Annotated in this window: 20 protein-coding genes; 12 read left to right on the forward strand and 8 right to left on the reverse strand. The window is 53.5% G+C overall.

The window, feature by feature from the left end:
• Window positions 1-243: 243 nt before the first annotated feature.
• Window positions 244-657: a nickel-responsive transcriptional regulator NikR gene (gene nikR / locus P9J64_11675; GenBank protein ID MDG5468979.1), complete on the forward strand. Its 414-nt coding sequence runs from the start codon at window positions 244-246 to the stop codon at window positions 655-657.
• Window positions 658-1,324: 667 nt separating this feature from the next.
• Here nikR and P9J64_11680 read toward each other — a convergent pair.
• Entirely contained in the window at window positions 1,325-4,180 is a 2,856-nt protein-coding gene (locus P9J64_11680; GenBank protein MDG5468980.1) for a cytochrome c3 family protein, read from the reverse strand.
• 239 nt (window positions 4,181-4,419) lie between these two features.
• Here P9J64_11680 and P9J64_11685 point away from each other — a divergent pair, with 239 nt between their 5' ends.
• Both P9J64_11685 and rpsU read left to right on the forward strand, forming a co-directional pair.
• The gene (locus P9J64_11685; protein ID MDG5468981.1) at window positions 4,420-5,541 is read left to right on the forward strand and encodes a class I SAM-dependent RNA methyltransferase; all 1,122 of its coding nucleotides are present in this window, start codon (window positions 4,420-4,422) and stop codon (window positions 5,539-5,541) included.
• Between the two features lie 113 nt (window positions 5,542-5,654).
• Entirely contained in the window at window positions 5,655-5,849 is a 195-nt protein-coding gene (gene rpsU, locus P9J64_11690) for a 30S ribosomal protein S21 (protein ID MDG5468982.1), read from the forward strand.
• 362 nt (window positions 5,850-6,211) lie between these two features.
• Here rpsU and aat read toward each other — a convergent pair whose 3' ends face one another.
• The 3 genes from aat to P9J64_11705 all read right to left on the reverse strand — a co-directional run bounded on the left by aat (window position 6,212) and on the right by P9J64_11705 (window position 9,648).
• Complete coding sequence (aat, locus tag P9J64_11695) at window positions 6,212-6,907, reverse strand: leucyl/phenylalanyl-tRNA--protein transferase (protein ID MDG5468983.1); 696 nt, start codon at window positions 6,905-6,907, stop codon at window positions 6,212-6,214.
• A gap of 102 nt (window positions 6,908-7,009) precedes the next feature.
• Window positions 7,010-9,256, reverse strand: a complete 2,247-nt coding sequence (gene clpA, locus P9J64_11700) for an ATP-dependent Clp protease ATP-binding subunit ClpA (protein MDG5468984.1) — start codon at window positions 9,254-9,256, stop codon at window positions 7,010-7,012.
• A gap of 77 nt (window positions 9,257-9,333) precedes the next feature.
• A complete protein-coding gene (locus tag P9J64_11705) occupies window positions 9,334-9,648 on the reverse strand; it encodes an ATP-dependent Clp protease adaptor ClpS (protein MDG5468985.1) in 315 nt (104 codons plus the stop codon).
• 262 nt (window positions 9,649-9,910) lie between these two features.
• Between P9J64_11705 and P9J64_11710 the strand changes: the two genes are divergently transcribed.
• Window positions 9,911-11,875 (forward strand): EAL domain-containing protein, encoded by a 1,965-nt coding sequence (locus tag P9J64_11710; protein MDG5468986.1) that lies wholly within the window; start codon window positions 9,911-9,913, stop codon window positions 11,873-11,875.
• Here P9J64_11710 and P9J64_11715 read toward each other — a convergent pair.
• Complete coding sequence (locus tag P9J64_11715) at window positions 11,872-12,558, reverse strand: YkgJ family cysteine cluster protein (protein ID MDG5468987.1); 687 nt, start codon at window positions 12,556-12,558, stop codon at window positions 11,872-11,874. The genes P9J64_11710 and P9J64_11715 overlap by 4 nt on opposite strands.
• A gap of 222 nt (window positions 12,559-12,780) precedes the next feature.
• Between P9J64_11715 and P9J64_11720 the strand changes: the two genes are divergently transcribed.
• From P9J64_11720 to rmuC, 5 genes are all read left to right on the forward strand, one after another.
• Entirely contained in the window at window positions 12,781-13,248 is a 468-nt protein-coding gene (locus P9J64_11720) for a hypothetical protein (GenBank protein MDG5468988.1), read from the forward strand.
• A gap of 16 nt (window positions 13,249-13,264) precedes the next feature.
• Complete coding sequence (locus P9J64_11725; GenBank protein MDG5468989.1) at window positions 13,265-13,651, forward strand: NINE protein; 387 nt, start codon at window positions 13,265-13,267, stop codon at window positions 13,649-13,651.
• 24 nt (window positions 13,652-13,675) lie between these two features.
• Window positions 13,676-13,966, forward strand: coding sequence for a Dabb family protein (locus P9J64_11730; protein MDG5468990.1), 291 nt, complete (start codon window positions 13,676-13,678; stop codon window positions 13,964-13,966).
• A 9-nt stretch (window positions 13,967-13,975) separates the two neighbouring features.
• Window positions 13,976-14,629, forward strand: a complete 654-nt coding sequence (locus P9J64_11735) for a class II aldolase/adducin family protein (protein ID MDG5468991.1) — start codon at window positions 13,976-13,978, stop codon at window positions 14,627-14,629.
• Between the two features lie 125 nt (window positions 14,630-14,754).
• The gene (gene rmuC, locus P9J64_11740; GenBank protein ID MDG5468992.1) at window positions 14,755-16,236 is read left to right on the forward strand and encodes a DNA recombination protein RmuC; all 1,482 of its coding nucleotides are present in this window, start codon (window positions 14,755-14,757) and stop codon (window positions 16,234-16,236) included.
• A gap of 200 nt (window positions 16,237-16,436) precedes the next feature.
• Here the strand turns inward: rmuC and P9J64_11745 are convergent, their stop codons facing one another.
• The 3 genes from P9J64_11745 to sfsA all read right to left on the reverse strand — a co-directional run bounded on the left by P9J64_11745 (window position 16,437) and on the right by sfsA (window position 19,647).
• Window positions 16,437-17,690 carry a nucleotidyltransferase gene (locus P9J64_11745; GenBank protein ID MDG5468993.1) on the reverse strand — a complete coding sequence of 418 codons (1,254 nt, stop codon included), beginning with the start codon at window positions 17,688-17,690 and terminating at the stop codon, window positions 16,437-16,439.
• 112 nt (window positions 17,691-17,802) lie between these two features.
• Window positions 17,803-18,843 carry a GMP reductase gene (guaC, locus tag P9J64_11750; protein MDG5468994.1) on the reverse strand — a complete coding sequence of 347 codons (1,041 nt, stop codon included), beginning with the start codon at window positions 18,841-18,843 and terminating at the stop codon, window positions 17,803-17,805.
• A gap of 111 nt (window positions 18,844-18,954) precedes the next feature.
• A complete protein-coding gene (sfsA, locus tag P9J64_11755) occupies window positions 18,955-19,647 on the reverse strand; it encodes a DNA/RNA nuclease SfsA (GenBank protein MDG5468995.1) in 693 nt (230 codons plus the stop codon).
• A 151-nt stretch (window positions 19,648-19,798) separates the two neighbouring features.
• On the opposite strand from sfsA, the gene P9J64_11760 reads away from it, so the two are divergent.
• The 3 genes from P9J64_11760 to P9J64_11770 all read left to right on the forward strand — a co-directional run bounded on the left by P9J64_11760 (window position 19,799) and on the right by P9J64_11770 (window position 24,789).
• Window positions 19,799-21,499: a ribonuclease J gene (locus P9J64_11760; GenBank protein MDG5468996.1), complete on the forward strand. Its 1,701-nt coding sequence runs from the start codon at window positions 19,799-19,801 to the stop codon at window positions 21,497-21,499.
• 101 nt (window positions 21,500-21,600) lie between these two features.
• Window positions 21,601-22,392: an undecaprenyl-diphosphatase UppP gene (gene uppP / locus P9J64_11765; protein ID MDG5468997.1), complete on the forward strand. Its 792-nt coding sequence runs from the start codon at window positions 21,601-21,603 to the stop codon at window positions 22,390-22,392.
• Between the two features lie 111 nt (window positions 22,393-22,503).
• Complete coding sequence (locus P9J64_11770; GenBank protein MDG5468998.1) at window positions 22,504-24,789, forward strand: DNA translocase FtsK 4TM domain-containing protein; 2,286 nt, start codon at window positions 22,504-22,506, stop codon at window positions 24,787-24,789.
• Window positions 24,790-24,876 lie beyond the last annotated feature (87 nt).

The raw sequence follows: 24,876 nt of genomic DNA on the forward strand, positions 1-24,876 counted from the left end.
CCGCTTGAAAATGGCAAGAGTAAAACACTAGATATAGTTAAAAAAATCTCCGCACCGCACTATATATTGTGCAAAAACCCGTGGACAGCCTGTGGATGAGAAGTTCATAAGAATCGCTAAGCAGGCAAGATTCTTGACCCTTGCAAAACTCCCATGTAAAGATTCGCAGAAAATATCAACCTGTGCAGAAGCAAAGACATTAAATTACCCTTTGTATTCTAAAGACACATACGTGAGGACGAGATGACAGAACTTGCCCGTTTCGGAATATCAATAAACCCAAGCCTGCTCGACAGCTTCGACCAGCTGATCACCTCCAAGGGTTACGTCAATCGCTCCGAGGCAATCCGCGACATGATTCGTAGTGCACTGGTTGAAGACCAGATCGAAAATGCCGACACCACAGCAACGGTCGGCACGGTTACCCTGGTTTACGATCATCATACCCGTGACCTGTCCGACAAGTTGACCGAGCATCAGCATTCACACCACGATGCCATCATCTCAGCGCTGCATGTTCACCTCGACACCCACCATTGCCTGGAAGTCATCGTGGTGCGCGGTACAGCCGCCCAGGTCAAAAGATTGGCTGATGAGCTGATCGGTACCAAGGGTGTGAAACACGGGAAGTTGGTTTTGACGACTGCTGGAGGGTGAAGCAAGGGTTATAGAACCGTTTTTTTCGGTAGTCTCAGGGCAAAAAAGCGTTAATCTGTTGCTCTTTACTTTTAAGATCAAAGCATAACCGGCGGCTCGCGTGCCGCCAGACGCCATCCTTTTTGTCCAAGCGGCCACAAAAAGGATGCAAAAAAGGCCTTACTCCTTGCGGAGGGCAACTCCTTTGCCTGATTTCATAGCCTTTAAGATGCGGCACAAATAAAGAATCCGGCCCTGGGCGAGGGCCTTCCAGCTCGTGTTCTTTTGCAGCAAAAGACAAAAACACCCCTTTGAGTAACATGAACCAGAGTCATAGAGGTTCTAAAGGGCCTCGGAGCTAGCGGGGGATGCGTAGACTGCCAAAGATTTATTCTAATAATATTTGCCACCAGAATGAATCGAGTAAAACTTGCCCAGCGCAGCGCCAAGCTTTCTTGTGCTTCGTTTTCTTTGCCGCTACAAAGAAAATGACGTTGCTGTCGGGCAACCCCGACGATCTTGCTTTTGTCTCTGAAGCCAAAAGTTCAACAAGGAGAGCAACAGATTAACGATCTGTTACCCTATCTTCATTTCCAACTACAAAAACAAGACTAAACCTTGCCAGCAAACTGAAGGGCGACAGGTCATAAACCTGTCGCCCTGTTTCGTCTGCACCCTCGACAAAGAATCACTTAATATGACAGGGATCGCAATTTTCAACCCCGAAGGCCTTCCCTCCGTTGTGGCAGGCGCCACAGGATTGTCCAATTTCCATGTCATCCATGGTGGCCACCTTGTTTGCGCCGCGGCGTGCCTGGAACAGGCGAGGGTGACAATCGTCACAGCCGAAATTGTCAAGATGGATCGCGTGCGAAAAGATCGTCTTGCCAAAGGCTTGGTAAGCAACATCGCCGGAATGGCAACTGGTGCAATCTTCCTTGACGCTGAATGCATCCCCCCCGTTATGGCAGGCCCCGCACGAGGCACCGGATTCCATCGCCTGCATCCCCACCTGGTTGCTATTCGCTTTAGCCCTGAACAGATCGGGATGACATTCACTGCAGCCGAACATCTCCGTGTGAATACTATGGCTGAAAGGAGCGACGCCAACATTCTTCGTTTGTATCGCCACGTCAACTGCCTTTTGGTGGCAAGTGATGCAATCCCCTGCAACACCGAAAGCCGTACTGCCATCATGACATGAGCCGCAAGACTCTCCACTCTCCATCTTCTTCATGCCAACCTGGGTGCTGTTGGCTTTGGCCTCGAAAATATCCGGGTGGCATTCATCACAGCCGAAGTCTTCGGTATGCACACCGTGGCTAAAGACAATCTCGCCCACCGTACTTTGCATGGCAACATCCACCGCCCCGCTATGACAACTGCTGCAATCGCCCTTGACACCAAACGCTGTCCTTCCATCATGACAGGCCCCGCAGGACGCACCGTCCTCCATCTTCTTCATGCCGACCTGGTTACTGTTGGCCTGGGCCTTAAAGATGTCCGGATGACATTCGTCGCAGGCGAACATTCTGCCGTGCTCCGCGTGACTGAAGGGGATGGTCCCGACATTTTTTGTCTGAATTGCCACATCTACGGAACTGGCATGGCATTCGGCACAATCGCCAGTGACGCTGAAAGCGTCTTCTCCGTTGTGACAGGCCCCGCAGGACGCGCCGTCTTCCATTTTTTTCATCCCGACCTGGTTGCTGTTGGCTTTGGCCCTGAACACATCGGGGTGGCATTCGCCACAAGAGAAGTTTTCGGTGTGATTTTTATGGCTGAAAAGAATGGACCAGACGCCACTCTTGATAGCGACATTCTTCGTGTAGGTCAGCGCGCCGGTATGACAGGTGGTGCAAGCCTCACCGACACCGAAAGCCGAGTCGCCATCATGGCAGGCACCGCAGGATTCGCCATCCTCCATCCTGGTCATGCCGACCTGGTTGCTGTTGGCCTGGGCGACAAAAAGATCCGGATGACATTCTCCACAGCCGAACATCTCCGTGTGGACGTCATGACTGAAAGGAACAGCGCCGACATCTTGGGCCTGAATCGCCACGTCAGCGGCGTTGCTGTGACAGGTCACACAGTCACCTGCGACACCAAACGCGGTATCGCCATCATGGCAGGTGCCGCAGGATTCTCCGGTTTCCATCTTTTTCATACCGACCGGGTTGCTGTTGGCTTTGGCTTTAAAGGTGTCCGGATGACATTCGTCACAACCGAACATCTCGATATGTGCATCGTGGCTGAAAACAATTGCTCCCACCGTACTCTGGATGGGGATATCCTCTGCGCCCTGATGACAACTTATGCAATCGGCTTTGACACTGAAGGCATTATCGCCATCATGGCAGGCACCGCAGGACTCTCCGCTTTCCATCTTTTTCATGCCGACCTGGGTGCTGTTAGCCTTGGCCCTGAAGGTCTCCGGATGACATTCGTCGCAACCGAACATTTCGGTGTGGACGACATGGCTGAAGACTATCCCACCCACCGTACTCTGTATCGGGATATCTTTCGTGTAGGTAAATTCACCAAGATGGCAGGTGGTGCAATCTTCGCCAACACCAAAAGCGGTGTCACCATCGTGACAGGCACCACACGACTCACCGGCTTCCATACGCTGCATACCCACCTGGTTGCTATTGGCTTTGGCGACAAAAATATCCGGGTGACATTCTGCACAACCTAACATTTCGGTGTGAATTGTATGGCTGAAGGGAACAGCGTTGACATCTTTGGCCTGTATGGCCATATCAGCAGCATTGCTGTGACAGGTCACACAGTCGCCGCTGACGCTGAAGGCGCTATCGCCGTCATGGCAGGCCCCGCAGGACTCTCCGTCTTCCATCTTCTTCATGCCGACCTGGTTACTGTTAGCCTTGGCTTTGAAGATATCCGAATGGCACTCATCGCAGCCGAAGGCATCGGTGTGCACATCATGACTGAAGAGGATTTCGCCGACCGGGCTCTGCATGGCGATCGCCCCGGCACTCGTATGACAATTACTGCAGTCACTTTTGACGCTAAAGGCACTGTCTCCGTCATGGCAGGCGCCACACGACTCGCCCTCTTCCATTTTTTTCATACCAACCCGGTTACTGTTGCGTTCTGGCACAAACAGGTCGGAGTGACATTCATCGCAGCCAAACATGTCGGCGTGAACGTCGTGACTGAACATGACTTTCTCGGCAATACCGTAGTTAATTTCCACATCACCGGCGTGGCAGGTGGTACAGTCTTCACCAACGCCGAAAGCTTTGGTGTCATTATGACAAAAACCGCAGGATTTACCGCTTTCCATCTCCGCCATGGTGAAAGCAGGATTCTTCTTGGTGACAATGTGAAAGGCTTCATTGTGACAGGTCGGGCAATTCTTGCCGATAGACTCCATCTCCATATGGGCAAAGTGGCTAAACTCTACCTTGCCTACAGAGTCAGTTTGCAGGTAGACTTTATCTTTGATCCAACGACCGTACAAAACGGAAGGGAGAGCCACCATCATAAGAACTGCGAGTATCATCCAACGCCGTGTCATAAATCTTCCTCCATCAGCAAGTTTGGGCAACATTATACTGATTTTACCTGTCCGACCAACCTTTTAATTTAACATCACCAAACGGCAAACGTCTGCATAACGTCGTGGTTTAAAAAGCAACTTTCATGCCACAGAAGAGGCCTATTGCAGAGTTTCACACTTAAAGTTAAAGAAACGAATGATTTCGCAGAAAGCTGCAGAGGACAAATCCCAACTTTCTGATTTTAAAGAGAGAAAAAATGGACCATCGCAGTACAGAGAACCTTTTTGCAGTCGTTTCACCCGGACTCGAAGCCGTTTGTGCAGACGAAATGACCGCCCTTGGCCTGCCTCCTCAAGAAGTCATTGCTGGCGGAGTCGTTTTTTCCGGAAAATTACGCGATGTCTACCTGGCCAACCTTTGGCTCAGAACCGCCAGCCGAATTCTGGTTCGCTTCGCCGAGTTTAAAAGTCGCGATTTTCCTGATCTTTATCATCGGGCGCATCGCCTTCCATGGGGTCGCTTCATTAAACCGGAGACGTCCATTGCCTTTCGCGTCACCTGTCATACCTCGCGACTTAACCACACCGTGCGAATTGCTGAGACACTTGAATCAGCAGCCAACCAGGCGTTGGGACGCTCGACAAACCCTGTCGGCAAAGACCCGCAAATGGTGATGGTCAGGGTTGTCGATGACAAGGTCACAATCTCGATCGACAGCTCCGGTGAGCTTTTGCATCGTCGGGGTTATCGTCAATCCGTAACAGCCGCGCCATTGCGAGAAACTTTGGCGGCCGGGATTCTGATGTTGCTGGGCTGGCAAGGGACTTCGCCATTGACAGACCCGATGTGCGGTTCCGGCAGTTTTCTTTTGGAAGGGGCCCTCCTCGCACAGAATCATGCGCCGGGGCTGAATCGCTCTTTTGCCTTTATGAATTGGCCCGGCTTCCGCGAAGGCTTATGGACCCTCCTTTCTGGTGAGGCGAAACGAGCCACCAAGAAAGTGCCCCTGACCATCAGTGGCAGAGATGAAAGCATCAGGGCTGTCACCGCAGCAAAAGATAATTGCCAAAGAAACGGCTTTGCCGAGCAGATCAAGATTGAGCAGTGTGCCCTTGCCGAGCAAGCAGTCCTTGAAGGACCGGGCCTGGTCATCTGCAATCCTCCCTACGGCAAACGCCTCGACCTTGGAGAAAACCCCGAGGGCTACTACAGCGAGCTCGGTCAGCAGTTGCAAAGGGCTTACCCAGGCCGACAGATTGCAATGGTCTGTCCAAGCCAGGCGCTCATCAAAGCAACCGGGCTACCTCTCAAACAAATTGCCAGCCTGGACAACGGCGGGCTTAAGGTCGGACTCTTTGCAACCGAACCAGGCCAATAACGACTCGCAAAAGTTTGCATGTTCTTGCTTGCACTCGATTAAAAAGTCAGTTATAGTCCGCATTCTTCTTCCTCCGGGGAGAATAATTGTCTAAGAAAGCGAGGTGATTGCAGGTGGAGATCCATGTCGTCGACAACAATGTCGAGAAAGCCATACGGGTTCTCAAGCGCAAATTGCAACAAGAAGGCCTTTTCCGTGAAATGAAGCAGCGCAAGTTCTACGAAAAGCCTAGCGTTAAGCGTAAGCGCAAAGAGAAAGAAGCCCAACGACGCCTGCGTAAGAAAATGCGCATGATGCGCAAAGACTAATCATCGCGTTTCGTTGATTATAGAAAAGGCCGAACCCCATAAAGGGTTCGGCTTTTTTTTGTTCTGGCTTGAGCATTATTTAGGGGGAGGTGTTTGTCTTTTTGCTGCTTAAAAGCAATTCCGAGAGGCCCCCTAAAACGGGCCGGATTCCATCCTCTTCAGACCATAGAAGCCACTGAAACCAGGCGAAAGAATATGCCCTCCGCCAGGAGAAGGCACTTTTGCATACTTTTGCTGCCGGGCAAAAGTATGGCGTTTGGCGGTACGCGAACCGCCGGTTCAGACTTATTTCTTAACATAACAATCTAAAGCCCCATTATGAACCGGGACAGTCCCCATAACAGGAGAGGAAAGGTCAAAAGCTAAAGGACCTCGGGAAACACAACCTTCTCAGCAACACCCTCCGGACCCAACCCACCTTCCTCTAAGCACTCAAGAAAATCAGCCCGAGAGATCTGGCAGGCACCCATGCTGAAAAGATGGGGATTTGGAACCTGGCAATCGAGCAGAACAAAGCCTTCTTGCGCCAGGTAACGTGCCAACTGTGCCAGAACCACCTTGGAAGCATTGTTCTGGGTGTGAAACATCGACTCGCCAAAGAAAAACTTGCCGAGAGCCACTCCGTACAGGCCGCCGACCAGTTCATCAGCACACCATGCCTCTATGGAATGGGCAAAGCCGAACTCGTGCAAGCGTTGGTAAGCAGCCTGCATATCCTTAATCAACCAGGTCTCCTCACCAACCTCGAGCCGCACGTCTGCGCAGGCGGCGATCACACGTGAGAAAGCACGATTGCAGGTCAGCTGAAAATGACCTTGCCTGATGACCCTCTCGAGTCGACGGGAGATGTAGACATGGCGAGGTATCAGTACGCAACGCGGGTCAGGCGACCACCACAAAACCGGTTCATTTTCACCGTACCAGGGAAAGATGCCGAGCTGGTAAGAGAGAACCAGCCTTTCCGGGGTGAGATCACCACCAACAGCCAGGAGACCTTCCCGGGTCGCCCTCTTCGGATCGGGGAAAATCAATTCATTGGAGAGTCGGTAGACAGGCATCAGAAGAGAGGGACGCGGGACGCGGAACGAGGGACGAGAGAATCAAAAGCATAGGATTTCATGGTGTTCGCGTTCCCCGTACCACCTTCCGCGTCCCGAATGTCAGCTATAGCTGAAATTAAGTTTACCCGCTTTACAGGAGATACGGACCTTACCTCCACCGGCCAAGCGACCGAAGAGGATTTCATCCGCCAACACATTACCGATTTCACTCTCGATCAGACGTCCGAGCGGTCGCGCCCCGAAGACCGGGTCGTAGCCACGCTGCGCCAGATCTCGCCGTGCACCGTCGGTCAGACGCAGGGTCACTTTGCGCTCCTGCAGCGAAGCCTGCAATTGACGAATAAACTTATCGACAACGCGGGCCATCACGTCTTCGTCGAGGGAACGGAAGGAGATAATCGCATCCAGACGGTTACGGAACTCTGGCGAGAAGGTTTTCTCTACCGCCTGACGCGCCTCACCAGGGAGACGATCACCAAAACCGATCGGCGCACTGCTCATCTCCCGGGCACCGACGTTGCTGGTCATAATCAGGATCACGTTATGGAAATTGGCCTGGCGACCGTTGTTGTCCGTCAACGCGCCATGATCCATTACCTGCAAGAGGATATTGTAGATGTCCTCATGGGCCTTTTCGATCTCATCGAGCAGCAACACGGCATGCGGATTGCGAATCACGGCATCGGTCAGCAAACCGCCCTGTTCAAAGCCGACATAACCCGGAGGTGAACCGATCAGACGAGACACGGCATGCTTCTCCATGTACTCGCTCATATCGAAGCGCAGAAACTCTATGCCCATCTGCGCCGCGAGTTGTCTGGCCACTTCGGTTTTCCCGACACCGGTCGGCCCGGTAAAGAGGAATGAGCCGGTCGGCTTCTCGGGTTGGCCGAGACCGGCACGGGCACGACGAATCGCCTGGCAGATCTGGGTAATGGCCGCATCCTGGCCAAACACCTGGCGTTTGACAGAGCGGTCGAGATCCTTCAGTTTACGTCGATCCGTCTGGGCCAGTTTGCGTGCCGGGATACGAGCCATTCCGGCGATCACGGCCTCGATATCGGGAACGCCGATCCTTGCCCGCTTGCGAGGATAGATCCGCAACCGGGCCCCGGCCTCGTCAATCACATCGATCGCCTTATCCGGCAGGCGACGGAAGTTAACGTGTCTTGCAGAAAGATTGGCTGCCGCTTCAAGGGCCGCCGTTGTATATTTCACTCCGTGGTGTTCTTCGTAGGCATTTTTGAGGCCTTGCAGAATCTCAACGGTTTCTTCGACAGTCGGCTCCAGCACGTCGATCTTCTGGAAACGCCGAGACAAAGCCCGATCTTTCTCAAAGAGGTTCTTGTATTCCTCGTAAGTGGTGGACCCGATGCAGCGGAGTTCGCCTGAGCCCAGCCCCGGCTTGAGGATATTGGCAGCATCCAGCGAACCACCGCTGGTCGCACCGGCGCCGACGATCGTATGAATCTCATCAACCACCAGAATCGCCCGCGGCCTTTTAGACAAGGCTTTCACCACCGCTTTGAGTCGCTCTTCAAAATCTCCACGGTACTTGGTTCCCGCCAGCAGAGCACCCATATCGAGCGCAAAGAGTTCAGCATCATGCAAGAGCTCCGGGACATCCTGCTCGAGAATCCGCAGTGCCAGACCCTCGGCGATGGCGGTCTTTCCAACTCCGGGTTCACCGACCAGAACCGGGTTGTTCTTGCGACGACGGCAAAGGATCTGCACCGTACGCTCCAACTCCGCGGCCCTGCCAACCAGGGGGTCTATCTTACCCTTGGCGGCCCGTTCAAGCAGGTTGACCGTAAAAGCTTCCAGCGGGTCAACCTTTTTGGCCGGTTTGCCCTCTTGTGATTTGCGTGGTTGTTCTTCAGACTCGCGTTGCTCAGGCTCGACGTCTTGCAGTGGAACCTTGCTGATGCCATGAGAAACGTAATTCAGGATATCGAGCCGGGATAAGCCTTCAGCCTTGAGAATCTGTGCAGCCAAACAATCTTCCTGCTCCAAGAGCGCCGCCAGGATATCACCAACACCGATCTCATCGCCGCCGGACGCCTGCATATGGGACACTGTCCGCTGCAAAACATTCTGTAAGCCGATCGTTTGCTCGGGCATCTCTTCGTCAAGGTGCTCCAGCGATTCAAGATGCTGTTCGAAATAAAGCTCCAGGTCCGTGCGCAGCAGATCAACATCGCCACCACAGGCCTGCAGGATTTCCTGGCCATGCTCGTCAAAAAGCATGGCATAGAGAACATGCTCAGTCGTCAAGAACTCATGGCGACGACGCTGAGCCTCGCGAACTGCAAGGGAAAAGGTTATTTGAACATCTTGATTAAACATCTATTTCAGTAACTCCACCCAGGTAAAGACAACCCTGGTTTGCGGTTAACGTTTCCTTTATTACATTCTAGCAGAAATTAAGCTTGCTCCAGAGAACACCGCAAAGGAAAACCTTCCCTGCGAGCCATATCATGCACCTTGCTCACCTTGGTTTCAGCAACTTCGAAAGGGTAAACTCCGCACATACCCGCCCCCTTAAAATGGATATGCAACATGATCCTATTCGCCTCGGTTGGCGATTTGTGAAACACAGCAATCAAGGCCTCGACCACGAACTCCATGGTCGTGTAATCATCGTTGTGCATCAGAACAGTAAACAACGGCGGCCGTTTGATACTGGCACGACTTTTATCCTCTGATCGGGTCTGATTTTCAGCAGTCGGCTTTGCCATCTTTTCACCTGCATCCATTCAACACACTACAAATCGAAAAGCTGTCGACTGGCCCTGGCAACAACTCCACAAGACCAGACCCATTAAAAGAATTCTATAGTAGCACAAGCAATCGGGGGCTGTCATCGCCACCCGCAAGCCGACTTGACTTAAACGGAAACATATATAAAATGAGATGGTAAATACTTTGCGGACTGATCCCACTCTTCAGCCCGATACCATGTTGCTTGCAGGCAATTCAAGTCATTATTGAGGGCCCTTTATGCCCAAACCTGAACTGAGAAAAAAACCACTCTTGTTTTTGTATTGCTGTTTCTTCGCCGGAGCGCTCATCGTTGCTTCGGTCACAGCCCTGGAACGCAGCTTTCACGATCTACCGATAGAGCTTGGCCAGCTATGGTTGCCGATTATCTTCGGAGGGCTCATCGGCGTCCTCTTCGGTCGTTCTGACATCCGCATGCGTGTCATGAGCCATCGCCTCGAAAACAGCGAAAAGCGCTTTTTTCAATTCTACCAGAAGACTCCGGCCATGCTTCATTCCATGGACAGAGAAGGCCGTCTCCTCTACGTCAGCCAATCATGGCTTGACGCTCTCGGCTACGAACGCGAAGACGTCATCGGTAAAGATTTCTTCGAACTTGTCGTCGATGACACTATTGACAAACTTCGCACAGAACATTTTAACCGGCTGAAGACCCTTGGCGAGATCCGGGACAGAAACTACCTCTTGCGCCAGAAAGACGGATCAAGCATTGCAGTCGCCATCTCCGAGGTGGCTCAACGGGATGCCGACGGTCAACTGACTGAAAGCCTGGCGGTCCTCAATGATCTGACCAATCATCGCGCTGCTGAGGAACGCATTGAAAAACTGGCCTACTATGACACCCTGACCGGCCTGCCCAACCGTGCCCTTATGAACGATCGCATTCTGCAATCAGTGGCCCTGGCACGACGTGACAATCGCCAGGTCGGCGTCTTCTTCTTCGATCTTGACCGTTTCAAACTGATCAACGACACCCAGGGTCACGCCGTCGGTGACATGGTGTTGCGGTCTGTCGCACAGCGCCTGAAAAAATTTATTCGCGAAGGTGACACCTTTGCCCGACTCGGCGGAGATGAATTCGTTATCATTCAAGCCGACCCGAATCATGACCCCAACTTCACCACCATGGGGCGACGTATTCTGGAAACTCTGGGACTGCCCTTCCAAATCGACAGCCGGGAGTTTTTCACGACGGCCAGCATCGGTGTCGCAATCTACCCGGTTGACGGCGATGATCCGCAAACGCTGCTGAAAAGCGCTGACACCGCCATGTATGTGGCCAAAAGTCGTGGCCGTAACAACATCCAGTTTTTTTCAGATGACATGAACGCAGCCGCGGTCGCCAAAACCAATCTTGAGAGTCGCCTGCGTCAGGCGCTGAGCAGCGGTGAATTACAGCAGCACTACCAACCTCAGATTGATCTAGCCACAGGCAAGGTGAGCGGCGTCGAGGCCCTCCTGCGCTGGTACGATCTGGAAGGCAACCTGATCCCCCCCGGAAAGATCATCAGTGTTGCAGAAGAAAGCGGGCTGATTTTCCCCCTGGGAGAATGGGTATTGCGCACGGCCTGTGCTCAGTCCAGGACCTGGCAGGAGGCCGGCCTGCCACCACTGCGCATGGCTGTGAACCTCTCAGGATATCACATCCGTCAAGCAAACTTCATTGATCACATCGAAGAGATTCTGAAGGACACCGGCATCGCATTCAACGCTCTCGAGATAGAGATGACCGAGAACTCGGTTATGGGCCATGTCAACGACAGCATCATGGCCCTGACAGACCTTAAAATTCGAGGCATCAGCCTTGCGATTGACGACTTTGGTACAGGTTACTCGTCACTCCTGTATCTCAAACACTTCCCGATTCACCGTATCAAAATTGCCCAGGAATTTGTTCGCGACATTATTCACAACCCTGATTACGCGGCGATTGCTGAGGCCATTTTACTGATGGCGAACAGCCTGAACATATCGGTGACGGCCGTCGGAGTTGAAGACCCCAAACAGTTGGAGTTCTTGCGTGAAAGAAGCTGTGATGAGGTTCAAGGCAAGCTGTTCGGTTCTGCCATGAATGCGGAAGAGATGACTGCCTTCCTGAAAGAGGCAAACCTTTTACCCAAAACCTTCGGCAGGAAGACAGGATTCGACAAGATAAAAACAGAGGGCTCCAAGAGAATCCACTAGTCGATCGGAACCATCCCGCCCGAACGAAAGGTTTCCACCAGACCCGGCTCGGCAAGCAGAGCCAGAACGGCAGCGCTTAATCGCCTGGGCCGATGATCGAGCCCCAGCTCCTCCAGTGCACCGCCCAATTCCGTATAAACCGTATCGATCAATTGTTTCTGGAAGAGATTCATTTCCACGCACGGCGCACCATCCAGGGGTGCCATGGCGACGGCATCATGACAAACTTCAGGGTCTGTAGAGGTGATTGAACGGCACAAGAGTGGCCGCACGGAGTGAATCATACAACCCCCTTTCGCATCCAGGAAGGCACAGGGGACACGTACAAAAAGACGTTCTTCATCATCCAGCCAGCGCGTTCGAGTGAGGAGGTCCTTTAACCGGGCACGCAGGCTGTCGAGCTGTTGGTCTGAGAAACGCCGCCTTAAAAACCAAGCGATCGTGATTGCTTCAGGGAAGAGAACAGTAACATTCAACACACAGCAGGCCCCACACCCAGGGCCGCAGGCGACCTGTGCCCTTTCTGCTGAGTCACCGAAGCGGGTCAGGTCTCTCTCCGTAGCCACGGCCAGCAAATGCATCCGCCCGGAGATTTCTGCAGACCCGCCACCGGAGCACAGCAACGCTTTGGAAACCTTGCGGACCTGCATTGCGTAACCAGAAAAATCAAACGATTCCTGCATGCCGTCTCCCTGGGACAACGAAAGAGCACATCATTGCAGTGAAGAGTTGTTAATATACCCTATAATCACAAGACTGTCACATTTCGAGGCTCCACCGGGAGATTGCCCCGGGAGAGTAATGACAGCATCAGAAAAATGTATTAGGATGGCGATGTTTGCCGAGATGCTCTTTCAACCCCTTATGCAGAGGCAGTCTAAACTCGCGGATATGGAGAGATTATCATGTGGCGTATTGCACTATTGGTTCTGCTTGCCCTGGCAGTCAGTCTGCCTACTTATGCCAAATCCAGCAAGCACAACAAAACAGAGAGACTCAACAAACAACAGCAGGCGGAGAGAAGTCGTGAAGAAGTCTTCAGCCCTGCCGAGCGCAATATGATTCGTGCTCAGTTGCAGCAGGAAGAACGTAAAAAGAAGCAGAAAAAACATAAAAACCTTCCCCCCGGGCTACAGAAGAAGGTCGCTCGCGGCAAAGAACTACCACCCGGCTGGCAGAAGAAGGTTGCTCCAGGAGATAGCCTTGATTACCAGGTTTATCGTCAAGGACTAAGCCTCCCGGAAGAAATCTTGCGGCGACTGCCACAGCAACCGACCGGCTCAGAAATTATTCAGGTAGACGATAGAATTATCCGCCTCAACTCCGCAACCCGGACCATTCTCGACGTCTTCAACCTGAACCCGACTCCCTAACTAAGGACGCGGCAAAATGCAAGAGAGCACCCACACGCCATTGATCGGCTACCTGCTTTGGCTTTTCGGTTTCACCGGAGCACACCGTTTCTACTACGGCCGACCCATCTCCGGAACAATCTACTTCTTTACACTGGGCCTCTTCCTCATCGGTTGGCTGGTTGATCTTCTGCTTATCCCGGGCATGGACAAGGAGGCAGACCAGCGCTTTTCCTCGGGTCCCGTCGACTACAATACCGCGTGGATTCTGCTGACATTCCTCGGACTGTTCGGTGTGCATCGAATGTATATGGGCAAATGGCTGACCGGCATCCTCTATCTGGCGACCGGAGGTTTGTTTGGCGTAGGTTATATTTACGATTACTGGACACTCAACGATCAACTCTCTGAACTTAACGCATAATTCTTCTAGATCACGGAGCAAAACATGATTACCCATCTTGTACTTTTCAAGTTCAAACCGGAAACGACCGAAGCAGAGATTCAACAGCTGGCTGAAGGGCTGGGAGGGCTGCCGCAAAAGATCGAAGAGATTCGCGAGTTCCGGTTCGGCACAGACGTCATCCACTCTGAACGCTCCTACGATTTTGGCCTGGTCTCCAGCTTTGACGATCTTGACGCTCTGCAACGTTACCAGGTACATCCTGAGCATCAAAAAGTCGTCGCCCATGTCAAAGCGATCACCTCGGGCGTCGTTGCTGTCGACTTCGAAGGTTAAGTAAAAACTTTGATCGCAAAGTCACAGGGAAACAACGAAGGCGTCATCAAGTTTCACCTTGATTTCCGTGCAGGCCCCGCGCCAGAAGAGAGTCTTCTTCTGGAGTTAAATGCCTGGCGCACCAGGTTCCTTGAGCTTGGGCTAATCGGTCAAGATCCTGACCGTTACGAGGGCTACGGTTTCGGCAATCTCAGCCGCCGCCTGCCGGGCCAGAGGGGGAATGCCTTTTTAATCAGCGGCACCCAGACCGGCCACCTGGACGCGTTACAGGCGAACCATTACGCCACAGTCCTGCAATGCAACCCCGCGAAAAACCAGCTGCAGGCCACAGGGCAGATCAAACCGTCATCCGAAGCCCTCTCTCACGGCATTCTTTATCAGGTCAGCCCGAACATCCACTGGGTCATGCATCTGCACAGCCCGGACATTTTCAACAATTGCAGAAGCCTGGGCCTTCCGCGCACCGACCCTTCTGCCGCCTATGGCACACCGGAAATGGCCTCTGCAATCGAAGCCCTGGCTAAAGAGCGGCAAGACTGCCATTCCTCTCTCCTGGTCATGGGAGGGCATCAAGACGGTATTCTGGCCTACGGTGGTGTTGCAGAAGCAACCGGCGCTCTTGTCATAAGGACCCTGAACAGAGCATTACAGGAAGCACCTTAACAAACGCTGCAAGCGATACGGGCGCAGCAATCATCTTGAGGTTGTTTTTCTGAAAACACTTTAAGTGTAGTGAATTATCCTGTCACACTCCTCTTGCAGGCTTATCCACAGACTGTTATCTTTGCTTGTCGAACTCAACCGGCCCTGGAGAAATCACAGAACCTGAGGCCACTGATGCGGGTTCAACCTCTTTTTCGGAGTTCATCATGACCGCTGCACCAGAACTACCCTGGCTTTTCGCCGCTCTGACCGTGGGCTTTTTCTTCGGACTCCTGCCAGCCATCATGCTGATAAAAACACGCAGCGAAGCAGCGAGAATGTCAGGACGACAGGAACTCTCTACAGAATTGGCAATTTTAGAGGAACGCCTGGCCGGACGTGAGGAGCAGCTGCGTCAGCAGGTGGTCGAGTTAGCCGAGCAGCAAAATCAGGCGGCAAAGCTACAGGAAGAGAAGACCCTGCTGGAAAGGGAGAAAGTGCGCCTCGACACAGAGCTCAAGGAGGAGATTCGTCGGTCTGATGAGAGTCTCAAAGTCCTGAATGACACCAGGCAAGAGATGCAGGTTCAATTTGAGAATCTGGCCAACCAGATTTTTGCCGAAAAAACAAAGACCTTTGCCGACCAGAGCAAAGCCAACCTGGCTACAATCCTGACACCTTTCAAAGAGAAGATTGCCGAATTCGAGAAAAAAGTCACCGACGTTTACACCACCGAAGGTAAAGAGCGCCACTCGCTGATCAAAGAGGTACAACGCCTTCAGGAGCTGAATCAGAAGATTGGTGAAGACGCCGAGAATCTTACCAAAGCGCTCAAGGGTGACACCAAGACGCAGGGCACCTGGGGTGAGATTATCCTGGAACGCATCCTCGAGGAATCCGGCCTGCGCAAAGGTCTCGAATATGACACACAAGGCGGCTTCAGAGATGGCGAAGGCAAACTACTGAAACCCGATGTCATTGTCCATCTTCCGGAAGAGAAGGACATCATCATCGACTCAAAGGTTTCCCTGGTTGCCTATGAGAAATATATGCGTGCGGTAACAGATGAGGACCGCGAGCGGGCGGTCAAAGAACACCTGATTTCTATCAATGGCCACCTGAAAGGCCTGGAGTCTAAGAAGTACGATGAGCTGCCGGGCGTCAAGAGCCTGGACTTTGTCCTCATGTTCGTGCCGATCGAAGGCGCCTTCATGCTGGCGATCGACAAAGACAGTGAAATTTTTCGTAAAGCCTTTGACCAGAGCATCATGATCGTCAGCCCTTCCACCCTGCTGGTGACTTTACGCACGATCCAGAACATCTGGCGTTACGAGCACCAGAACAAGAATGCCCTCGAGATTGCCGACAAAGCCGGCAACCTCTACGACAAGTTCGTGGGTTTCGTGGCAGACCTGGAAAAGATCGGCGACCAGATCGACAACACCCGCAAGGTCTACGATGGCGCTCACAATAAATTGACCAGCGGCAAAGGCAACCTGATCTCCAGGGCTCAGGGTCTGATCGATCTTGGCGTCAAAAGTCGTAAGCAGCTGTCAGCGTCGGTTTTACAGGACGCTGAAGTGGGGGTGACTTTGGTTGAGGGTGATGAGGGGGATGTGGAAAGTTAGTCCGGAATTTGGAGTTGAGGTGACAACTGATTTTTCTGGAGGACCCTAGCGTTAGCGGGTTGAAAAGATTTCCTTTTCTGGCCCCGTGTGCCGCCGCCGGTTCTAGGGGCTGTCCCCGCAGTTAAGGGGACTGTCCCTGAGCTTAAAGTTTTTAAGACTATTAACCCGGGGACAGTCCCGTGAGCAGCCGGGACAGTCCCCTAGTCTTTACCTAGTCCCAAACAATCCCGAAAGAAATCCTGATTCCGATGTCCTTGTACCGGGTTCTTTTGCAGCAAACCGTATAATCGGGTCGCCCGCAAATCACAGGCCAGCATTCTCTCCGCCAGACAACCAAGATCCTTCCTGCCTGAATAAAAACGCCTCAAGACGGCCTGCGCCCTGGCCGGATCCGATATCGCCGGCAAAGTTCTCTTTTTGCGAGAGCCCGCCAGCAGCTGCCGCCCTTTCTCCGTTGCTCCCAGCAACCGCAGATAGAGCGGGCCGCACTCCAGGAAGCTATTCATCTCAACGCTGGACACTTGCAACAAGACATAACTCAGGATGCGTTGAATCCGGGTCAAGGTCCACTGCCGCGATTTAATCGCATCCGTCAAATCCGCATAGGACGTCGCAGTCATGGCGGCATCGACCAGTCTCTGCGCCAAGCCGTTTTCAACCTGGTAAATTCCGGACAAAGTCTCCATCTCCTGCAACAAAAACGTCTGCAAAGAAGAAAAGAGGCGATCATGGTCCAGTGAAAGCCCTCTGTCCAGAGCCTGACTGAGAATGTGTCGACAGGTTTCCGGTACGAACTCCCCAACGGTGCCTCCCTCACCGAGTCGTTTCCGAATCCCGGTGGCACTGGCGATGGGGCTTGTTACATCGGTACTGTGGTATCCGGCTCCCCGGCGCAAAATTGTAAAAGCCTCGATAGGACTCGACGTTTCCAGCAAGGCTTTCAGGTATTCAATGCCGAGGATATTATTCGGTGAAGAGACCAGCTCTGCAGACACCTCCGGTGCCCTGGCAGAGAGAACCTCTGCCCGCGCTGCGGGGTAGCTGACGCCGTTCCTCAGCAGCTGACGTGTTCCTGCTTCGATATCAGCCGCGTGTTCGACCAGAAGCTGTGCGACCGTCCACAATGAACTCACCTTTCCCGCCTCACTGCCAAAGCAAAGGGTATCGACAACACCGAGACCGTTTAGGCTTTGCACCGCTCCCCTGGCAAAATGCGGAGCGCTGTTACAAGCAAAGGAGAATGGCAGTTCAAGGACAAGATCGACACCTGCCGCCATGGCCATTTCGGCACGCGCCCATTTATTGATTAAGGCCGGTTCGCCGCGCTGCAGGAAGTGCCCGCTCATCACGGCAACGCTGGCGTCGGCATCAGCCACACGCAAGCTCTCCTGCAAGTGATGCAGGTGACCGTTGTGGAAGGGATTGTACTCGGTAATCAGGCCAACAGTTCGCACGAGGGATTCCTGTTCAGTGAAGCATATGGGCGTCGCTATGAGCCTTAAGTTACAAAGCCGGGCGGGCGAGGCCCCTGTTCATCGTTACCACAGCCTGGCGCTCTTCCTCAGCTCAGTTGAAAGTCTGATTTTCCTGTTCCATAACACGGATGAAAGTCGTTCTCTTGGACAACTCCCGCAGCGCAGAAGCACCGACGTAGGTGCAGGTAGAACGAAGGCCGCCGAGGATGTCCTTGATCGTCTCCTCGAGGGGCCCGCGGTAAGGCACTTCCACCGTTTTACCTTCGGAGGCACGATAGTTGGCAACCATGCCTGCGTGTTTTTTCATCGCGGTGTCAGAGCTCATGCCGTAATAAAGCTTGAATTGCAGACCTCCACGCTCAACCAGCTGGCCACCACTTTCATCGTGTCCGGCAAACATACCACCAAGCATCACGAAATCGGCGCCGCCGCCAAAAGCCTTGGCCACATCCCCGGCACAAACACAACCGCCGTCAGAGATGATCCGTCCGCCGAGGCCATGAGCAGCATCAGCACACTCGATCACGGCGGAAAGTTGCGGGTAACCGACCCCCGTCTTCACACGGGTGGTGCAGACCGAACCCGGCCCGATACCGACCTTGACGAGGTCAGCGCCGGAGAGCAGCAACTCTTCCACCATCTCGCCGGTCACGACATTGCCAGCAATGATGGTTTTATCAGGAAACGCCTGCCTTACCTTACTGACGAATTCGACAAAGGATTCCGCATAACCGTTGGCGACGTCAATACAGATAAAGAGCAGTTGCGGATGCTGGTTGATAATTTGGACGAGTTTGTCAAAATCTTCATCAGCCACTCCGGTACTGACCATGATCCGCTCAAAAATATCATCAGAAGCCTGCCGATCAACAAAAGCCTGCCACTCTTCGAGGCTGTAGTGCTTGTGAATGGCACAGAGCATCTTATTTTCAGCGAGCACCTCGGCAACCTCAAAGGTACCGATGGTATCCATGTTGGCAGCAATGATCGGCACACCGCTCCATTGGCGCTTGCTGTGTAAAAAAGTATAGCTACGCTCCAGTTCGACCAGGGAGCGGCTTTTCAGGGTGGAACGCTTGGGACGAATCAGAACGTCTTTAAATCCCAGCTTCAAATCAGTTTCGACACGCATAAATGAATCCTTTCGTTTTGCATAGATACGGCAGGAGACAGGCTCCTGCAGACGGGTTTCAGCGGTTTTTTCAGTATACTTGCATTATGGGGGAAATGGAAAACTATCCGTTCATAGGCAGACGGGGAGCTGCTGATCGACCCTGGAGCTTTCCGGCGACACCAGCGTGCGATAAGCCAGGGCTTCAACCCCGCAAGAGATGGCCTCTCTGAGAAGTCGACCGTACTCCGCATCAATTTCATCCGCGGGAGAAAAAGTCTGGGCATCACTTCGCTGGATCAGGAAGAAGATCACAGCTCGCCAGCCCTGCTCTTTTGCCAGCTTCAGGTCGCGCAGGTGTTTCTGGCCCCGCGTGGTGACAGCATCCGGGAAACAGGCAACGCCAGGCTGGCAGCAGAGAGTGACATTCTTGACTTCAAGGAGAACCTTCTCGTTCTCCCCTTCCAGCATAAAATCGATGCGGCTTTCGGCAAAAGGGAATTCCGGGCGAACCGAATAATTTTGAAAACACCGGAGAACATTATTCCGCAAGGCTTCCTCGACGAGCCGATTGGCACGGTGAGTATTAATATCCACCCAGTGCCCATTAACCCGAACCAGTTCCCATGACCAGGCCAGCTTGCGTTTCGGGTTGTCACTTTTCGACAGCAACACCTGCTGGCCGGGCACGGCGCACTGCTGCATGCTGCCGGTATTCGGTGTATGAGCTGTCACCAGGGAACCGTCCTCCAGCTCAATATCGGCCAGAAAACGTTTATAACGACGCACCAGTCTCCCTGCAACCAACGGCTGAGGTAAAACCATTTCGACTCCTTTGCAACGATCTTCTTGCCATTGTAACGAGCAAGCCGACCCACTGCAAAGAGGAAAGCATTTGACTCTCAACCTTCACTCCCCTAGACTGACGTCTTTTTCATTGCCAACCACCTGATTTGTCAGAAACTTTTGAGTCACCATGAGTATCGCGATCAATTCTGAAACAACACGCCCACTGCACCCTGACGCAGTTCGTATCCTGCCTTTGGGAGGCCTGGGCGAAATCGGTCTCAACATGATGGTCATAGAGGCCGCAGGCGGTCTGTTGATCATCGACTGTGGCCTGATGTTTCCGGAAGCCTACATGCTCGGCATCGACCTGGTCATCCCGGACATCGCGACGATCGTTGAACGAAAAGACGAGATCCGTGGCATCCTCCTGACCCATGGCCACGAAGACCACATCGGCGCCATCCCCTTTCTGATCGAAGCTCTCGGTTTCCCGCCGATCTACTCCTCGCCGTTAACCTTGGGACTGCTCGACAACAAGCTGGAAGAACATCAACTGAAAAGTCGCGTGACCTGCAGGAGCATCAAAGTCCGCGAACCGGTCGAAATCGGTCCATTTGAAGTCGAGTTCTTCCGCGCTGCCCACTCCATTGTCGATGGCTGCGGACTGGCGATTCGCACTCCGGCCGGACTGATTGTGCATACCGGTGACTTCAAGCTCGACCCGACTCCGGTGGACAACCAGCCCACCGACCTGGGCCGTCTGGCCTCCTACGGCGAAGAAGGTGTCCTGCTGTTGTTCTCCGATTCCACCAACGTTGAGAACACCGGCCAGACCCTCTCCGAGAGGACTGTTGGCGACGCCCTCAACGAGCTCCTGCCACGCTGTACCGGCAAGACCCTGGTGGCCACCTTCTCCTCGAACATCCACCGCATCCAGCAGATCGTTAATGCCGCGATCAAAGCCGAGCGCAAAGTGATGGTCTCGGGCCGCAGCATGGTCAGCAATATCGCCATCGCGCGGCAGCTTGGCTATCTCACCATTCCGGACGACATCCTGATCGACCTGCGCCAGATGCGTGACATGCCATCGGAACAGGTTTTGATTCTGACCACCGGCAGTCAGGGTGAACCCTTGAGCTCGCTCTCGCGCATCGCCATGGACGACCACAAGCAGATCAGCATTGAACCGGGCGACACAGTCATCCTTTCGTCCAAGTTCATCCCCGGCAATGAGCGGGCGATCACGCACCTGATCAATCATCTTTATCGCCGCGGGGCAGAAGTCCACTACGAGACAACCAGCGAGATCCATGTCTCCGGGCACGCCAGCCAGAACGAACTCAAGACCGTGCTCAACCTGGTCAAGCCGAAATATTTTGTACCGGTGCACGGTGAGTACCGGCACCTGGTCAAGCATGCACAGTTAGCCCAGAGCATGGGCTGGCAAGCAGACCGGGCGATCGTTATCAGTAACGGTACGCCACTGGTCATCTCCGAAAATGGACACCATATCGAGCCAAAAGCCGAAACGGGGCGGGTCTTCATTGACGGTAAAGGAGTCGGTGATGTTGGTGAGATGGAACTGCGTGATCGCCGCCACCTGGCAAACCATGGCCTGGTGATCGTTTTTCTGGCACTCAACCAGAACAGCGGCGCCATCGTCTCCGGGCCGGAAATCATAACCCGGGGGTTTGTTCCCGAAGAAGAAAGCGAGGAGCTCCTCAGCGAAGCCCGTGAACTGGTTTGCCAGATGCTCGTAGAACACAGCCCGGCAGCCATGGCCGACTGGGAAGAACTGCGCGTTGAAGTGCGTAAAATTCTGCGTCGCCTCTTCAATAAAACCATGGCTCGGCGGCCACTGATTCTGCCTGTAATTATGGAGCTTTAAGGCTGGGAGCTGAAGCGATTGTGCCTCGGCTATGATTATCAATTCAACATGTGCAAGATTTTTCTTACAACATAAGGCTTACCGCTTAACACTGGATCATCATGACTTTCTTAGACGCAATACTCCTCGGTATCCTGCAAGGTGCCACCGAGTTTCTTCCCGTATCTTCAAGCGGCCATCTGGTCCTTGCTCAACACATGCTCGGCGATTTCGATCAGGTCGGCGTGCTTTTCGATGTCCTCCTGCATCTCGGCACCCTTGTCGCTGTTGCCATCTATTTCTGGAGCGATTTAAGCGGTCTCATCTCTTCCCTCTGGAGACGAGACGACCTGGCCAAACAGCAACGCTTCATGGTCGGCCTGCTGATTGCCGGCTCAATACCGACAGCTATTATTGGCCTGTGCTTCAAGGATTTCTTTATCGGACTCTTTGAGAAACCAGCGATCGTCTGCATCATGTTGCTGGTCACAGGAAGCCTGCTCTGGCTGGCGGAGCGTTTGCGCAACCGCGACCTGGCGCGCAAGGAGATGAACTGGACTGATGCCATCCTGGTCGGCACCGTACAGGGGTGCGCCATTATCCCCGGCATCTCCAGGTCCGGCTCAACCATTGCTGCCTTGCTGCTGCGCGGCGTCGATGGCGAAACGGCCGCCCGCTTCTCGTTTCTTCTGGCATTACCCGCTGTCTTCGGTGCCGCCCTGCTTTCCGTTAAAGACCTCGACACGGTCGCAAGCGGAGCCTTTCTCCCTTACCTGGCTGGAACGGTTGCATCCATGATCACCGGCCTGCTCTGTATCCATCTCCTGATGGGCGTTATCAGGCGTCGTCGCCTGCACTGGTTTGCTCTTTACTGTTGGCTAGTCGGCGGCCTGGGGCTGGTATTTTTACTGTAAACAGCTTTTTCGCTCTACCCACAGAAAAACCTGCAACAGGCAAGCCATCAATCTTTGACCTTTCCCCTATAATTGCGCTAACATGGCGCGAATTACTTATGGGGTTACTTAATGAGCGAAAAACCACGCAAAACCTTTCTACGTGAACACATCAAGAAAGAAATCTCTGGCCTCGTCTGGATGGCTGCGGGTCTCTTTCTCCTCTTGAGCCTGGTTTCGTTCAACAACAACGATCCCTCCTTCAACAACAATCTCGATCCGGCACAGATCAGCAACTTCTGCGGCAGGGTCGGTGCTTACGTCTCTGACCTCTTCTACCAGATCATCGGCATTCCCGCCATGATGATCCCCTTCGCCTGTCTGCTCTTTGCCTGGCGGCTGCTCAAGTTCCGTGACCTCCATCCTCGCATCTACAAGATAGCCGCTTTCATCGTGATGCTGATCTCCATTGCCGGCCTGATCTCGCTCAAAATCGAGAAAGTCGCCCTCTTTGGACAGACCCTCAACCAGGCAGGAGGCTTTATTGGCTTCTTCCTGGCAAGCACCTTGAAGAGCTGGTTCAACCTGACCGGAGCCGCCATCTTCCTGGTCGTCTTCCTTTCGGTTTCTTCGATGCTGGTCGCCCGTTTCTCAATGGTTCTGTTCCTTGAAGGGCTACTGGCAAGACTTGCCGCCGGTATGGAAAAACGCCGCGAAGCCCGCAAGGCCCGCCGGGAGCTGAAAGAAGCTGACAAGCCAAAGAAAGATAAGGCACCAGTCATTCGCGCCCCGCGACCGGCTCCTGCGCCTGTCATCAAAGAGAGCAAAAAGAACAGCAAAAAGAAGGCCCAGGCCAACCAGGAAGCGTTTGAGTTCCTTGAGCCTTCGGGAACCTACCACCCGCCCTCGCTGACCCTGCTTGATCATGATGGTGAAGCGGCAAAGCCGGTCGACAAAGAAGCCCTGATGATGAACGCCCGCCTGCTGGAGAAGAAGCTGCTTGACTTCAACGTCGAAGGCGACGTCTCCGAAGTCAAGCCAGGGCCCGTTGTCACCATGTATGAGTTTGCCCCGGCGCCAGGTGTTAAGGTCAATAAAATTGCCGGCCTGTCTGATGACCTGAGCATGGCGCTCAAAGCACTTTCAATCCGGATTGTCGCGCCGATCCCGGGCCGCGGCGTAGTCGGTATCGAGATCCCCAATCGCGACCGTGAGATGGTTTATCTCAAGGAGATCTTCTCCACCGACGAATTCCAGAAAACGGGCGGCAAACTGCCACTTGCACTGGGTAAAGACATCTTCGGTCACACGGTTGTTTCCGATCTGGCTAAAATGCCGCACCTCCTGGTTGCAGGTTCAACCGGAACAGGTAAATCGGTTTCGATCAATGCCATGATCTTGTCCCTGCTCTACCGTGCTGACCCTCGTGATGTCCGTGTCATCATGGTTGACCCGAAGATGTTGGAGCTTTCGATGTACGAAGGCATCCCACATCTCCTGCTGCCGGTCGTGACCAATCCCAAAAAAGCGTCTCTGGCCCTCAACTGGGCGGTTCGCGAAATGGAGCGCCGCTACAAGTTGATGTCCGACAAGGGCGTACGCAATATCGACGGCTACAATCGCAAGCTGGCCAAAGAAGAGAAGGACAAGAGCTCAAAACGACAGCAGGTGTTGGACAACGATGATATCGTCGATCTCATGGAAGAGGATCTTCCGGAGATTGAAATTGCCGAGGGGGAAGTGCTTGATCATGGACATTTGCCCTACATCGTCGTCATCGTCGATGAGCTCGCCGACCTGATGATGGTCGCCGGTCGAGAGATCGAAGAATCGATCGCCCGCCTTGCACAGATGGCCCGCGCTGCCGGCATCCACCTGATACTCGCAACACAACGACCAAGCGTCGATGTTATAACCGGCCTGATCAAAGCCAACTTCCCGACCCGTCTCTCGTTCAAGGTCTTCTCACGCACCGATTCACGTACAATTCTCGACCAGATGGGCGCCGAAACACTGCTCGGCAACGGTGACATGCTCTTCTTGCCACCCGGGACCGGCGCCGTACAGCGTGTCCACGGGGCTTTTGTTTCAGAGATCGAAGTCCAGCGTGTTGTTGATTTTCTCAAGAAACAAGGGCAGCCTGACTACGACAAATCAATCCTTGAAGCCCCGGCGGCAAGTGAAAGCGGTGGCAGCGATGGCGACGATGAATATGACGAGAAGTGGGATGAAGCGCTTGCCGTTATCGCCGATGCCAAACAAGCCTCCATTTCCATGCTTCAGCGTCGCCTGCGCCTCGGCTACAACCGCGCAGCCCGCATGATCGAGAAGATGGAAGCGGAAGGGATTGTCGGGCCTTCCGATGGCACCAGTCGTCCGCGTGAGGTGTTCATCAACAAGATTGGTGGAGACGAGTAACTAGGCCAACTCCGCCTTTTAAACTCAACAGAAGTCTAAACAGTTCAGACACCCTTTAAAGCGGGAGCAGAGAATCAACCTGCTCCC

It is taken from the genome of Deltaproteobacteria bacterium IMCC39524 (genome assembly GCA_029667085.1).
In the GTDB taxonomy this organism is placed as follows: domain Bacteria; phylum Desulfobacterota; class Desulfuromonadia; order Desulfuromonadales; family BM103; genus M0040.

What these genes read in the sequence shown, in the direction of transcription:
- P9J64_11760 (MDG5468996.1), top strand. Translation starts at nt 19,799, where the DNA reads ATGAGTATCGCGATCAATTCTGAAACAACACGCCCACTGCACCCTGAC.
- P9J64_11705 (MDG5468985.1), bottom strand. Translation starts at nt 9,648, where the DNA reads ATGGCAAAGCCGACTGCTGAAAATCAGACCCGATCAGAGGATAAAAGT.
- nikR (MDG5468979.1), top strand. Translation starts at nt 244, where the DNA reads ATGACAGAACTTGCCCGTTTCGGAATATCAATAAACCCAAGCCTGCTC.
- P9J64_11685 (MDG5468981.1), top strand. Translation starts at nt 4,420, where the DNA reads ATGGACCATCGCAGTACAGAGAACCTTTTTGCAGTCGTTTCACCCGGA.
- clpA (MDG5468984.1), bottom strand. Translation starts at nt 9,256, where the DNA reads ATGTTTAATCAAGATGTTCAAATAACCTTTTCCCTTGCAGTTCGCGAG.
- P9J64_11770 (MDG5468998.1), top strand. Translation starts at nt 22,504, where the DNA reads ATGAGCGAAAAACCACGCAAAACCTTTCTACGTGAACACATCAAGAAA.
- aat (MDG5468983.1), bottom strand. Translation starts at nt 6,907, where the DNA reads ATGCCTGTCTACCGACTCTCCAATGAATTGATTTTCCCCGATCCGAAG.
- P9J64_11680 (MDG5468980.1), bottom strand. Translation starts at nt 4,180, where the DNA reads ATGACACGGCGTTGGATGATACTCGCAGTTCTTATGATGGTGGCTCTC.
- P9J64_11725 (MDG5468989.1), top strand. Translation starts at nt 13,265, where the DNA reads ATGCAAGAGAGCACCCACACGCCATTGATCGGCTACCTGCTTTGGCTT.
- P9J64_11720 (MDG5468988.1), top strand. Translation starts at nt 12,781, where the DNA reads ATGTGGCGTATTGCACTATTGGTTCTGCTTGCCCTGGCAGTCAGTCTG.
- sfsA (MDG5468995.1), bottom strand. Translation starts at nt 19,647, where the DNA reads ATGGTTTTACCTCAGCCGTTGGTTGCAGGGAGACTGGTGCGTCGTTAT.
- guaC (MDG5468994.1), bottom strand. Translation starts at nt 18,843, where the DNA reads ATGCGTGTCGAAACTGATTTGAAGCTGGGATTTAAAGACGTTCTGATT.
- P9J64_11710 (MDG5468986.1), top strand. Translation starts at nt 9,911, where the DNA reads ATGCCCAAACCTGAACTGAGAAAAAAACCACTCTTGTTTTTGTATTGC.
- P9J64_11730 (MDG5468990.1), top strand. Translation starts at nt 13,676, where the DNA reads ATGATTACCCATCTTGTACTTTTCAAGTTCAAACCGGAAACGACCGAA.
- uppP (MDG5468997.1), top strand. Translation starts at nt 21,601, where the DNA reads ATGACTTTCTTAGACGCAATACTCCTCGGTATCCTGCAAGGTGCCACC.
- P9J64_11715 (MDG5468987.1), bottom strand. Translation starts at nt 12,558, where the DNA reads ATGCAGGAATCGTTTGATTTTTCTGGTTACGCAATGCAGGTCCGCAAG.